Source organism: Streptomyces sp. MMG1121 (genome assembly GCF_001280015.1).
In the GTDB taxonomy this organism is placed as follows: Bacteria; Actinomycetota; Actinomycetes; order Streptomycetales; family Streptomycetaceae; genus Streptomyces.
Genome location: NZ_LGDV01000187.1, coordinates 121,074 through 133,194, shown reverse-complemented (window position 1 = coordinate 133,194; position 12,121 = coordinate 121,074). Strand labels below are relative to the sequence as shown.

The following is a 12,121-nucleotide window of genomic DNA, read 5'->3' as shown; positions in this document are numbered from 1 at the left end:
CGAGATTATTGACCATTTGCCGAAGAGAACAGAGTCGGTTGGTAAAACCTTGCCCTCAACTCCCCGGCTTCGGCGGGTACGTTATGCAGCCATGGAGCTGGAGGACGCAACCGTCAACGACCTGATGTCACTGGGCCTGGCCCGGTACGAGGCGCGGATCTACCTGGCACTCATCAGGCGTGGTTCCTTCACGGCCGCCGAGGCGGCCCGGGAGGCCGATGTGCCGCGCCAGCGCGTGTACGACGTGCTGGACGCACTTGTACGACGTCAGCTGGTCGCCGCCCACCCCGGGCGTGTGGCCACGTACTCGGCGGTCACACCCGAGCTGGCCCTAGCCCGGCTGATGACGCTGCAACGGGAGTCCGTCGACCGGCTGGAGCGGGTCTCGCAGGGGCTGGCCGGTCTGCTGCAACCGCTGTGGTCCCAGGGCCGGGAGCACACCGATCCGCTGGACTACATCGAGATCCTGCGGGACCCGAAGGCGATCGCCGAGCGCTTCGCCGACATCCAGCGGCAGGCGCGGCACGAACTCCTCACCTTCTGCAAGCCGCCGTTCGTCGCCCCCGCCGAGAACACGGAGGGCATCGCGGTGGTACGCCGGCTCCACCGGGCGGGCGGCACCGTCCGCGCGATCTATCTCGCCGACGCGCTGGACGACCCCGAGACGGTGGAACACGTCCGGCGTTTCGCCGCCGCGGGGGAGGAGGCCCGCTTCGTCCCCGACCTGCCACTGAAACTCGTCGTCGCCGACGCCTCCCTCGTCCTGTGCGACATGCCCGACCCGGTGGCCGGCGCCGGCTCCACGACCACCCTCTTCATCGAACACCCGGCGCTCGCGACCTGCCTGCGCCTGGCCTTCGACACGGTGTGGCGGGACGCCGTCCCCGGTGAACACGCTTGATCCGAGTTCCGCGCCGGGCAGGATTCGCTGGACGGCGGGCCTCAGAGCAGACCGGCCCGGGCTGCCTGGATGCCCGCCTGGAAGCGGGTCCGCGCGCCGAGGGCGTCCATCACCTCGTGCACCCACCGCTGGACGGTGCGCGGTGAAACGCCCATCTGGCGAGCGATGCTGTCGTCGGTGAACCCGGCCGACAGCAGCGTCAGCAGTTCTCCGCGGCGGGTCCCCGCGCCGAGCGCCGGGCCGCCCGCGTCCGGCACCCGTACCGCCCGATGCCAGTACGCCTCGAACATTCCGGTCAGCGCGTCCAGCAGGGAAGAGGCCCGGACCAGTACCGCGGCCTGCAACTCGGAGCCGGTCGCCACTGGCAGCATGGCCCAGCGGTCGTCCACCACGGCCAGCTTGCACGGGAGTTCCGGGAGTACCCTCGCCTCCTCCCCGGCCGCGACCACCTCGCGGATCTCGGCCAGGCGGCCGGGGGCGCTGACCGAGCCTGCCTCGTACACCGCGCGGATGCGCACGCTGCGGGCCAGCAGGGAGCGCTCCAGTTCGGTGTCGGTGGGCGAGATGTGCGGGGGCTTGTCGAAAAGGAGGAGATGTCGCCGTGCGCCGTCCTGCATCTGCCGCCAGCGCTCGGCGATGGCGGCCTGGCCGGTGACCACCTCTATCAGATCGGCCGCGTGCGGTCTCTGGGCCCGCCGGTAGGCCCGCATCAATTCCCCCACCCGGCCGCGGGTGCGCAACAGTTCCTCCTCCCGGCGCAGCAGCAGTGCCTCGATGGCGACGTCGGGCGCCGCCGCCGACCAGCGGGCCGGAAGACCGTCGTGCCGGGTGACCAGGCCCTGTTGGGCGAGCGCGGTCAGCAGCCGCTCGGCACGGTCGGCCGTGAGACCCAGCTCCAGGGCGAGACCGGCTGCGGTGCAGTGCGGAGAGGTAAGGACACGTAGATAGGTGTTCTGTTCCGCTTCGGGAATGCCGAGGCCCTCGAGCAGACCACCCGACGCCGCGCGCAGGGGCACCGATGGCTGGGTTACGCCTGACGCCGTGTGAAAATCGGCTGGGAACACCCTGACCGCCCTTCGGCTCCGGGCGGGCGAAGCTCGATGAGCGGTGCCCGCCACCGGATCATTGTGTCATGTTCTCGCCATGGCGGGTTCCGGTTGGCGCCGGACTCTTGAGGGTTCACACAGTCCACATTCACGATGAACCCCGGTCTGACAGGCCCCCCGAACATCGACTCCATCCCCCACAGGAGACCGGTACATGGGCACGAACACAGAAACCAGACATCCTCACCTCACCGGCCGGGCGGCAGCCGCGGGTCTGCTGCTCGCCGCCGTCGCTCTCGTCCCGGCGTGTGCCGGGACGTCAGCGGCCGCCGCCGGCGCGGGCTTCGGCCCGCACTCGGGAAGATTCCAGGACAGCAACTGGGGCGGATACGTCGCCACCGGAAGCTTCGGCACCATCAGCGGCTCCTGGACCGAACCGCACGTCACCTGCAACAGCAGTAACGACCTGTTCGCTCCCTGGATCGGCCTGGACGGCTACGGTTCGCAGACGGTGGAACAGACCGGAGTGCAGACCGACTGCTCCAGCGGGTCGCCGGTCCTCTCCGCCTGGTACGAGATGTATCCTGCCGCCCCGGTGTACTGGGACGACCCGATCTCCGAAGGTGACAGCTTCACCGCCTCAGTGGTCTCCAACGGCGGCGGCAGCTATACGCTGACGCTCAAGGACAACACCAGGGGCTGGACCGAACACGTCAACCAGAACCTCGGCGCGCAGAACGCCAGTGCCGAAGCGGTCATCGAATCCCCCACCCAGAGCTATCCCTCCTTCAGCGAACTGGACTTCTCCGGTGTGACGGTGGACGGCCAGTCGCTCGACACGACGAATCCGCAGGCGTTCACCAGCGGCGGCTACGGGCCCGGACCGCTGTCCGGCGGCTCCTTCTCCATGACGCCGAGCGGTGCCGCCCGCACATCGCACGCGCCCACCGAACGGCCGAGCGTCATTCGCTACTGACGGCCGATCAGCGGTGCTCCGAAACCGCAAGGGGCGTCCGGACCACACAGGTCCGGGCGCCCACGGCCTTCCGGCACCCGCCGTCCGCCCGTCAGCCGAGCGCAGTCGTCGATAGGGACCGCATGACCAGCACGTGGGAAACGGGTGTGCGCGGAGGCAGCCACGGCGCTCGCGCTGGCCGGCCGCTGGGACGCGGCCGGCGCGGTGTACGAGCGTGCTGTCGCCTCCCACGCCGGGGCGCCGGACCCGTCCCAGATCAGGCACATGATGTGCGAGTACGCACGGGTGACGATGCCCGCCCGCGGAGCGGAGGGCGCCGGCGAGGCGCTCGCCACCCGGCGCGGGCGGACGCGGTACGGGAAGCGGCGCCGGCCGACGACGAGGATTTCGTGGACGGGTACCAGAGCGGTGCCGTGCACTACCGCCGCGCCCGGGTACTGGCGGAGGCCGAGCGCTCGCAGGAGGCCCTCGCCGAGGCGGAAGCCGCCGTCACCGCGTACGAGGGGGCGGTGAACACGGCGAGGTGCCGCGCGCCGAGGCACTGCGGATCGCGGCCCTGATCGAGGGCCGCGCCCCCGGCGGCCTCGACCGGGCGATCACCCGCCTGACGGCCGCCGCCGCCCGCTGCCGCGAGGCCGGACTGCTGGAACCCGCCCGGATCCTCGACGCCCTCCGGCAGGACCATCGGCGCCACAAGCCATCCTGACCAGGCGCGAGGCCGCGGCGGGCGCACCTTTCGCCGCGGCCTCGGAGCATCGGACGATCCCGCGGCTTCGGCCGGTGGGAGGCATCGGGGCGGTGAGGGTGGCCGAGCGAGGTCGAAGGTACGTCCTGGCAGAGGACAGGGTGCTAGAAATGGTGGTATGCGTCGGTTCGGTCGGTTTACGGCATCGCTGCGCCGCCTGGTGGCCGACAGGTATCGAGCGGTCGACAGGCGTCGGGACAGTCGGCACAGCCGCGCCGATTCCGACCGTGACCCGGACGCCGGGGACACGGAGGAGTCGCGCCGCCACGGCACGCGCGGCCGGTCCCGCAGAACGTATCTGACCTCGCTGTTCAGCGTGCGGAGCGTCGCGGGCCAGGCGTTCGTCTGGCAGCTGGCGGTCCTCGTCCTGCTCGCGGCCACCGCGATGGTCGCCTTGCTCCTCAAGACCGCGCACGACGCCCAGAACGACGCACGCCACCGGTCGCTCGCCGTCGCGGAGGGCGTTGCCCACTCTCCCGGACTGGTGCAGGCGCTCGCGTCGCCCCATCCGACGACCGCCCTCCAGCCGCTCACCGAGGAGGCCCGCAAGGGTGCCGGCGTCGATTTCGTCGACGTGCTGAGCAAGACCGGGATCCGCTACACCGACCCTCTCCCTCGTCTCATCGGCCGACGCGCCCAGGGCGACATCCATCGGGCGGCGGCCGGACAGGCCTTCACCGAGGTCTTCAAAGGAAGGCCGCAGGACGCGGTGCGGGCCCTGGTTCCGGTCACCGATGCCCACGGCACGGTGGTGGGAATCGTCTCCGCCGGCCTTCAGACGGTCGACGTGGGCGCCGCGGTGAGCCGCGAGCTGCCGGCCCTGTTCGGTGCCGCAACAGCCGCGCTCGCCCTGGCCTCGGGAGGGGCGGCGCTGGTGAGCAGACGGCTGCGTCGCCAGACGCATGGCCTGGGCCCCGAAGAGATGACCCGGATGTACGAGCACCACGACGCCGTCCTGCATGCCGTCCGCGAAGGTGTGCTGATTCTGGACGCCGAACGGCGGCTGGTGCTGGCCAACGACGAGGCACAGCGTCTGCTCGGCCTGCGCCCGACAGGGGTCGGGTCGCCCGTGGACGATCTGGGCCTGGACCGGGACATGGCCGCACTGCTGGCCTCCGGGCAGTCCGCCACCGATGAGGTGCACAGGGCAGGCAGCCGTCTGCTCGCCGTCAACCTCCGGCCCGCGGCCGTCCACAGCGGCCCCGCCAGGTTCGTGGTGACCCTGCGGGACAGCACCGAGCTCCTCGCGTTGACCGGCCGGGTCGAAGAGGCCCGCGAGCGCCTGAACCTGCTGTACGACGCCGGCGCGCGCATCGGCAACTCCCTGGACGTCATGCGTACGGCGCAGGAACTGGCCGACGTGGTGGTCCCCCGGCTCGCCGACTTCGTCAGCGTCAACCTGCTGGAGGAGGTACTGAGCGGCAAGGAGCCGGCTCCCGGGCCGGTGGCCGACCCCCTGCTGCGCAGAGTCGCGCACCGGTCCGTGCTGGCAGACACGTCCGAGGCCGTGACCAGCGTGGACGACCTCGACCTCGTCACGGAGAACTCGCCGCAGGCGCGATGTCTGGCGACCGGACGCTCGGAGCTGCATCAGGTGGCGGACGCTGCCATCCGTGCGTGGGTGGCAGAAGATCCGGTGCGCCGGGCCAAGGCCCAGGAGCACGGGTTCCATTCCTGGATGGAGGTGCCACTGACCGCACGGGGAACGACGTTCGGCGTGGTGGACTTCGTACGGTCCAGGAACCCCGACCCCTTCGGTACCGATGATCTTGCCCTGGCCGAGGAACTGGTCGCCCGTGCCGCCGTCTGCCTGGACAACGCCCGCCGCTACACCCACGAGCGCACGGTGGCCCTCACGCTTCAGCACAGCCTGCTGCCCCGACGGCTGCCGGAGCAGTGCGCCGTCGAGGCGGCCTTCCGCTACCTGCCGGCCGATCCCCGGCTCGGAGTGGGCGGTGACTGGTTCGACGTGATTCCGCTGTCGGGCGCACGCGTGGCACTGGTCGTCGGCGACGTGGTGGGACACGGGATCCACGCCGCCGCGACCATGGGCCGGTTGCGCTCCGCCATGCGCACACTCGCCGACGTCGACCTGGCACCGGACGAGCTGCTCACGCAGCTCGACGACATCGTCATCCGGCTGGCCATGGAATCAGAGGTGGACTCCGACTCGGACCTCACGGCCACGGGCGAGGTCGTCGCCACCTGCCTCTACGCGATCTACGACCCGGTGTCGGGCTCCTGTGCAATGGCCCGCGCCGGACACCCCTCACCGATCGTGGCGCACCCGGACGGAACCGCGACCGTCTGGGACTCGCCTGCCGGACCACCCCTCGGGCTGGGCGGGCTTCCTTTCGAGGCGAGTGAGGTGCCCCTGCCCGAGGGCAGCCTGCTCGCCCTCTACACCGACGGTCTCGTGGAGTCCCGGCAGCATGGGACGGCCGCAGGGACGGAAGCGCTTGAGCGGGTCTTGACGACACCGGGTGCTTCGCTGGACGCCCTGTGCGACCACGTTCTGGAGGACATGCCGGCAGACCGGGTGGCCGACGATGCCGTCCTGCTGCTGGCCCGCCTCCAGCGGCTCGACAGTGGCCGGGTCGCGACCTGGGACGTTCCTGCCGATCCCGCGGCAGTGGCCGGAGTCCGAGCGGACGTCCTGCGCCGACTGGCGGAATGGGGCTTGGACGAGGCCGCCTTCGTCACCGAGTTGGTGGTCAGCGAACTGGTCACCAACGCCATCCGGTACGGCAGCGCTCCCATCCGGCTGCGGCTGATCCGCAACCGCACGCTGATCTGCGAGGTGTCCGACGGCAGCAGTACCGCACCGCACCTCCGCAGGGCCCGCGTGTTCGACGAGGGCGGGCGCGGCCTGCTGCTCGTCGCGCAGCTCACCCAACGCTGGGGGACACGGCAGACAGCGAGCGGCAAGACCATCTGGTGTGAGCAGGCGCCACGTGCCGACGTATCGCTCGAGGTCTGACCCGGACGCCTTGACCTGCGCCTGCGGAGGACGGCGCCTTCGCCATCGACTTGACGACGCGGTACGTTCGCCGTCGAGCTGCCGGGCGACGGCGGGTGCCGGATCCACGTGCCCCGCGAGCAACTCCACCTGGAGGCGGCCGACGGCCTCGGTGTTCCCGTCGGCCGGTGCGGGACAGCGGCCGACTCATCTGGATGCGCAGCTTCCGCCCACCACGTGATCGTCCCCGGACTGGCCAGGAGCGTGTCTCAGTAACCTGGGTTTCGTGATGCAGCGCGCCCGTGCCGAGGCGGACCGAACCGTGCCTGGCGCATCCATGTTCGTGGCAGCGGGGACCGGTCCGCGCCGAGTCCGACGACGATACGGCGGGCCGGCTCGGTCAGGCCCCGGCGGGAGCCGCCGTGTCCCTGCAGACCGGGGGCGCCGTGGCCGTGAGCACGACGACGGCGGCTGCGGCGTCGACCTCCACCCCGTTCGAATCGACAGCGCCCTGCCCTCTGGGAACCGCGTTCCCCCCTCTGACAGAAAGCTGACCTGCAAAGAAGCGGCGCGGTCCGACCCTCAGGCGAAGAAGGCGGGGATTTCGGTCGCCCACCGCATCCTGGCTGCTGGCCCAGCACGTCGGACGCCCCGCGCCACCGAGCGCGTCGCCGGAACCCAGCGCAGGACCAGCATCGCCGGATCGCGGGAAACCGCGACCACGGGCGGCAGCGGCAGCGGCGGTGCGGCCGTCCGCAGAGCATCCTGGATCTGCGCCTGATGACAGACCCGCAACGCGGCCGGCCGGGCCCAGGCGGACTTCACCACGCAACGGCCGTCAACCACCGCGCTGGCCGAGCACCACGGGGGATCGTCATTCGGCTCAAGCCCCCTCGGCACGATCGACACGTCTTGGCCTCGACCGTTCACGAGGGGCCGGCAGCCTGCTCGACGAGGCGGAGGCGACGCGACCGTGTCCGACGGGTCCTCGAAAACGGGTCCTCGAACGACGCCTTCCTGCCTACGGTCGGCTCACACGGACGGGGGCACGTTGTCCGTGTGTTGAAGACGAGCTGCGTCCAGCGGAGATGCGTGCCTTGCACGTGTGTGTGAGCATCGGAGCACGCTTGCATGTGCCGTCGGCCGAGGGCCTGGTGGAGCTGGCGTGTACGGCGTCCCACGACAGTCCCCGCCGTGGACCACGACGCCGACGCCCGCACACACCGCACCTGGACGAGGGATACGACCACCAGCACCTACGAGGTTACAAGGTCGTGACAATCGGGAGTTAACTTCTCGGTGCGCAACCTGCTCTTCCTCTGCGAAAGCGCGTCAAGTGGGGCGGCTGTTGGAAGCCCTGACTGATGCTCGGGAACGAGGAGATCCAAGGAGATCCAAGCATGAAGCTTGGTTTGAAGCGGCTCGGGGTAGTCGGTGCGTTGGGTGTGGCCTCGGCGGCACTGGCGGCTTCCCCGGCGTTCGCGAAGAGTGACATCTCGATCCAGGCAGGCCCGCACACGGTGCACGTCGGCCATGTGGTGAAGGCACACGGCCAGGGTGATGACGACGCTGCGCCGTACACCACGCTCGTCATACAGGAACGGTCCGGCAAACCCGGCCACTGGAGCAACTGGCGCGCCGTCAAGCAGAGCTTCTCCGGCGACGCGCGCGCGAACGTCAAGGCAACGCACGCGGGCGAGCTGCAGTTCCGCTCGGTGCTCTACTCGACCGACGGGCACCACAAGCACCCGAAGACGGACCGCACCTCCGCGCCGGTGACCGTCCGCGTCGTCCGCTAGACGCCGCAACGGAACCGCAGGCTGATCGACCGCTCTCCCCGGAACGGCACGACGTTCCGGGGAGAGCGGCATGGCTCCCCGGCCGCGCGCCGGCGGGCGCCGCGTGGCCGACCGGAGCACGCCCGTGCCGAGGCGCGCCGGGACTGATCGGGGCGGGGCGCGGTGTCCGGTCGGGGCTGCACGGCGGACCAGCGGCGCGGACCGGTCGCGCCGGGCACGGCGGGGGAGACGGAGCGGCTGCGTCGGCGACGGTTCCGACAGCTGGACGGATCGCTCCTGTCGCGTCTGCGGCGCGGACTTCGGCAGAGCTGTAGTCGAACGGGAACCCCGCAGTCTGCCGCGTCCCGCACATACCACCGGGGCGACGCCGCGCCCTCGCAGGTGGGCACCGCACCGCCCGCGACCAGGTGTCCGTCACCGAGGCGGCATCGACGAGGCCCGTCGCCGACCCCCGCGACGGTCGAGCCGCCGTACCTCTCGCTGCCCCGATGTGCCCGGCTTGCCTGAACCGACACGTCGACTGGAGCGCTTGGCTCAGGCTCGACGCGAAGGACCAAGCCTTTCGATGGCCTCGCGCATCTCCTCCTCGTCGGCCTCGTAGACCGTCTCGCCCATACGTGGGTCCCGGGCGTGGAGCGTATGGATGACCGGGCCGTGGGCGGTCCCGAGGTGGACGAGGGAGGCCGACGGGCCGTGGACAGCGCGCTCGGTGCCGGGGCGGGCGGTCAGGTCGATACGGCTGACGACGCCGGGTGTGACCCACACGGTCGCCTGTTCCAGGCGCGCCAGGATCTGCAGGTGAAAGTGCCCGCACAGGATGAGCTGGACGTCGGTCCCGCGGATCGTCTCGGCCAGTTCGGCGCTGTTGTGCAGACCCAACGCCCGCTGAATGTCGACGTCCAGGGCGACCGGGGGGTGGTGGAAGGCCAGGACGGTGCCCTGCGGCGCCGGGGCGGCCAGGAGTCCGCGCAGCCAGTTGAGTTGGCCGTCGTCGAGTCGGCCGTAGCCCTTGCCCGGAACGAGGGTGTCCAGCGTGACCAGCCGCCACCCGTCGACGGTACTTGCTGCCGCCCGCTCACCCGCCGCGCCGTCGTACACCGCCTCGGGCTGGACGTGGCCGCTGCCGAGCACGTCGGCGAATGCGGTGCGGTCATCGTGGTTGCCGGTCGTGTAGAAGACGTCCGCTCCTCTTCGGCCGGCATAGCCGGACAGGAGTTCACGCGTTCGCTCATATGCCTCGTGGGAGCCGTCGTCCGCGACGTCACCGGTGACCACCACCGCGTCGAGGTCGTGCAGATGGCCGAGTTCGTCCAGCAGACGGCGGAGAGCCGCGGTGCCATCGCCGCCGTCGGCATCGGGGCCGCCGGCCCGGTCGAGATGAGTGTCAGAGAGATGCAGGATCCGCATCGTTGCAAGGTAACCTCCGCCGCCCGCGCAGGGCCACGGCCCTTCTCGGCGCGCTGCCCCTCAACCTTGCTGCTCCTGGCTGCCGTTGCCTATGACATCGAAGACAACTCCGAGTGGATCTGCTGAGCGGCGACGCGCCACCACCGACGTCGGCGAGGAATGGTCGCGGCGCATCGGCACAGTACGACTCAGCACTGACACGCCTGGCTGGGCCGTGGGGGCCTCGTGGTCGGCACGCCGGTCCCGACGGCCCTGCGGCCGACTACGGCGCTGACCGGGGTGTGCGTGTGTGCCAGGGGCGTCGACGCGACGCGCTGTGTTCAGCAGTGCCTGCGGCCCCGAGGAGGGCGCGTGTGGTGCGGGCCAGGTGGGCCTGGTCGCCGCGGCCGCGGCCACCGATTCACGGGGCAGGTCGGCGATGGCCGTGCGCAGCCTTGCCCACTGCCGCAGTTGTACGAGCGGGACCCCGACGGAGGTGCGGACGAGGGCGCGGGGCGTGGTGGTGGGGGTGGAGCCCGTCGCCGGGGTGGGTGCAGGGCTCTTGTTGCTGGGCGCTGTTCTCCGCGCGTCGGGGCTGTGCGTACGGTCACAGGCCGAGCAGCTCCGCGAGCGTGCCGCCGAGGACGCGATCGCGAAGGGCACCTGGCCTGGTGACGCGTTCGACGGTGGTGCGGGCGAGAAGCGGATCGCCGTAGGGGGCGTCGGAACCGAACAGTGTGCGGTCGGGTACTTCGTGGATGGCCAGCCGCACTGCGAAGATGACGTTCGCCGTTGACAGCTCCAGGTACAGGTTGGGGGTGTCGCGGGCCAACTCGATGGCCGTCAGCCAGTTCGGTCCGCCGAGCTGGCTGATCACCAGCGGGACGTCCGGGTGACGGCGCGCGAGTCCGGCCAGAGTCGCCAGGTCTCCCGCGGTGGTGGGCGTGAACCCGTGCACGACGACGGGGAGGCCACCGTGGTCGGCGGCTGCCCGCAGAACCGGCTCGATCCGCGCGGTCCCGTCCGGTGGCGGGGTCAGCTCACCGATGCCCCGATACCCCCGGCCGACGATCTCCCGCTCCACCTCCACCGCGATCTGCTCGGCGGGCTGGTCCAGGCGCACCTTGCCGAAGCCGATGAACCGATCCGGGTACGCCGCACAAGCCGAGTCGAGTTCCTGCCACGCTGCCTGGTAGCCGTCGGGATCGTTGGACCGTCCGCTGATCGTCTCGTCCAGCACACTCATCTCGCTCCGGAAGGAGGCCAGATCGGTGGCCCGCTCGGGATGCGGCCGGGTTCCGAAGAGTACGGCGCGGTCGACTCCGGCCTCGTCCAGCAGGGCGATGTGGCTGTGCACGGGATCGTGGACGTGGCTGTGGGCGTCGATGATCAACGAATTCTCCTGGTCAGAATCGGTGACGGCGACGGAATGCCGTCGCTGGTCCCATCGTTGGGGGTTGACACCATGGCAAGGTCAAGCTCGGCGGAGACATCGATGTTGATTGGGCAGCTGGCCAGACGAACAGGGACGAGTGAGCGTCTGCTCCGGTACTACGAACGCGTGGGCCTTCTCGCCTCGGTTCGTCGGGCCAACGGATACCGCGACTACGACGACGCTGCGGAGCAGACGGTCAGGCAGATTCGCGCCCTGCTGGCGGCAGGGCTGTCCACCAGCCTGATCCGGCAGGTGCTGCCCTGCGCCCTCACCGACGGCACACTGCGTCCGTGCCCGGGAGTCCTGGCCAAGCTGCGCACCCAACTCACCCACCTTGACCAGCGAGCGGACGAGTTGGCGCAAGCCCGTCAAACCCTGCGACGGGTCATTGCGACAGCCGAGCACGCCGAGTAGCCGCAGGGTCGGCCCGCCGTGGCCCGCCGTGGCCCGCCGTCGCCTGGTGCCTGGGGCCGGCCGGGCTCGGCCGCGTCCGGTCCGAGTCGGCGTTCAACCGCGCCTCGAACCAGGGGGCAGGGGCTCGTCACCGACGCCATCGAGACGACCGTGGCCGGCCGCCCGCAGCCGGCAGGTCCACGGCGTCGTCCTCCGGTAATGGGTCAGGAGTGGGGCGTCGGTGAAATCCGGTGCCCCGCTCACGCTTCTACCGGGACGGACTGCAACCGGCCGACGGGTGGTCGGGTCTGCGGCCGTGGTACGGGGTCGGGTGTGTGACCGGGGACCTGGGTGTGCACAGGACCGTGGCGGTCCGGCAGGCGCCGTATCCGCTGCCGCTTGGGGTGCCGGTATGACCGGCCGTGGTCGGGGTGAAGCCGGTCCTGCCCCCGATGCGCGCGTCGATGCTGGAGACGCTGGG

The 12,121-nt window shown here is 70.8% G+C and carries 11 protein-coding genes; 7 read left to right on the top strand and 4 right to left on the bottom strand.

Annotation, left to right across the window (positions count from 1 at the left end):
• Nucleotides 1-91: 91 nt before the first annotated feature.
• A complete protein-coding gene (locus ADK64_RS18175; protein ID WP_053660189.1) occupies nucleotides 92-901 on the top strand; it encodes a TrmB family transcriptional regulator in 810 nt (269 codons plus the stop codon).
• A gap of 41 nt (nucleotides 902-942) precedes the next feature.
• On the opposite strand, the gene ADK64_RS18170 is transcribed toward ADK64_RS18175, so the two are convergent.
• Nucleotides 943-1,917, bottom strand: a complete 975-nt coding sequence (locus ADK64_RS18170; protein ID WP_053660187.1) for a helix-turn-helix domain-containing protein — start codon at nucleotides 1,915-1,917, stop codon at nucleotides 943-945.
• 244 nt (nucleotides 1,918-2,161) lie between these two features.
• Between ADK64_RS18170 and ADK64_RS18165 the strand changes: the two genes are divergently transcribed.
• The 4 genes from ADK64_RS18165 to ADK64_RS18155 all read left to right on the top strand — a co-directional run bounded on the left by ADK64_RS18165 (nucleotide 2,162) and on the right by ADK64_RS18155 (nucleotide 6,648).
• Nucleotides 2,162-2,923, top strand: a complete 762-nt coding sequence (locus ADK64_RS18165) for a G1 family glutamic endopeptidase (RefSeq protein ID WP_053660185.1) — start codon at nucleotides 2,162-2,164, stop codon at nucleotides 2,921-2,923.
• A gap of 389 nt (nucleotides 2,924-3,312) precedes the next feature.
• Complete coding sequence (locus ADK64_RS45980) at nucleotides 3,313-3,483, top strand: hypothetical protein (protein ID WP_159046290.1); 171 nt, start codon at nucleotides 3,313-3,315, stop codon at nucleotides 3,481-3,483.
• A complete protein-coding gene (locus ADK64_RS18160; RefSeq protein WP_053660184.1) occupies nucleotides 3,447-3,629 on the top strand; it encodes a hypothetical protein in 183 nt (60 codons plus the stop codon). The genes ADK64_RS45980 and ADK64_RS18160 overlap by 37 nt, the downstream gene beginning before the upstream one ends.
• 157 nt (nucleotides 3,630-3,786) lie before the next feature.
• Nucleotides 3,787-6,648 carry a SpoIIE family protein phosphatase gene (locus tag ADK64_RS18155; RefSeq protein WP_078992704.1) on the top strand — a complete coding sequence of 954 codons (2,862 nt, stop codon included), beginning with the start codon at nucleotides 3,787-3,789 and terminating at the stop codon, nucleotides 6,646-6,648.
• 561 nt (nucleotides 6,649-7,209) lie between these two features.
• On the opposite strand, the gene ADK64_RS45975 is transcribed toward ADK64_RS18155, so the two are convergent.
• A complete protein-coding gene (locus tag ADK64_RS45975; RefSeq protein ID WP_159046289.1) occupies nucleotides 7,210-7,536 on the bottom strand; it encodes a hypothetical protein in 327 nt (108 codons plus the stop codon).
• 491 nt (nucleotides 7,537-8,027) lie between these two features.
• Here ADK64_RS45975 and ADK64_RS18150 point away from each other — a divergent pair, with 491 nt between their 5' ends.
• Nucleotides 8,028-8,426, top strand: coding sequence for a hypothetical protein (locus tag ADK64_RS18150; protein WP_063789916.1), 399 nt, complete (start codon nucleotides 8,028-8,030; stop codon nucleotides 8,424-8,426).
• Between the two features lie 534 nt (nucleotides 8,427-8,960).
• Here the strand turns inward: ADK64_RS18150 and ADK64_RS18145 are convergent.
• Both ADK64_RS18145 and ADK64_RS18140 read right to left on the bottom strand, forming a co-directional pair.
• A complete protein-coding gene (locus tag ADK64_RS18145; RefSeq protein WP_053660180.1) occupies nucleotides 8,961-9,833 on the bottom strand; it encodes a metallophosphoesterase family protein in 873 nt (290 codons plus the stop codon).
• A 586-nt stretch (nucleotides 9,834-10,419) separates the two neighbouring features.
• Nucleotides 10,420-11,205 carry an amidohydrolase family protein gene (locus ADK64_RS18140; RefSeq protein WP_053660179.1) on the bottom strand — a complete coding sequence of 262 codons (786 nt, stop codon included), beginning with the start codon at nucleotides 11,203-11,205 and terminating at the stop codon, nucleotides 10,420-10,422.
• A 102-nt stretch (nucleotides 11,206-11,307) separates the two neighbouring features.
• Between ADK64_RS18140 and ADK64_RS18135 the strand changes: the two genes are divergently transcribed.
• Nucleotides 11,308-11,661 (top strand): MerR family transcriptional regulator, encoded by a 354-nt coding sequence (locus ADK64_RS18135; protein ID WP_053660177.1) that lies wholly within the window; start codon nucleotides 11,308-11,310, stop codon nucleotides 11,659-11,661.
• Nucleotides 11,662-12,121: the final 460 nt, after the last annotated feature.

Coding starts and splice junctions, on each gene's coding strand:
- ADK64_RS18150 (WP_063789916.1), top strand. CDS start 8,028: ATGAAGCTTGGTTTGAAGCGGCTCGGGGTAGTCGGTGCGTTGGGTGTG.
- ADK64_RS18175 (WP_053660189.1), top strand. CDS start 92: ATGGAGCTGGAGGACGCAACCGTCAACGACCTGATGTCACTGGGCCTG.
- ADK64_RS18165 (WP_053660185.1), top strand. CDS start 2,162: ATGGGCACGAACACAGAAACCAGACATCCTCACCTCACCGGCCGGGCG.
- ADK64_RS18155 (WP_078992704.1), top strand. CDS start 3,787: ATGCGTCGGTTCGGTCGGTTTACGGCATCGCTGCGCCGCCTGGTGGCC.
- ADK64_RS18135 (WP_053660177.1), top strand. CDS start 11,308: ATGTTGATTGGGCAGCTGGCCAGACGAACAGGGACGAGTGAGCGTCTG.
- ADK64_RS18145 (WP_053660180.1), bottom strand. CDS start 9,833: ATGCGGATCCTGCATCTCTCTGACACTCATCTCGACCGGGCCGGCGGC.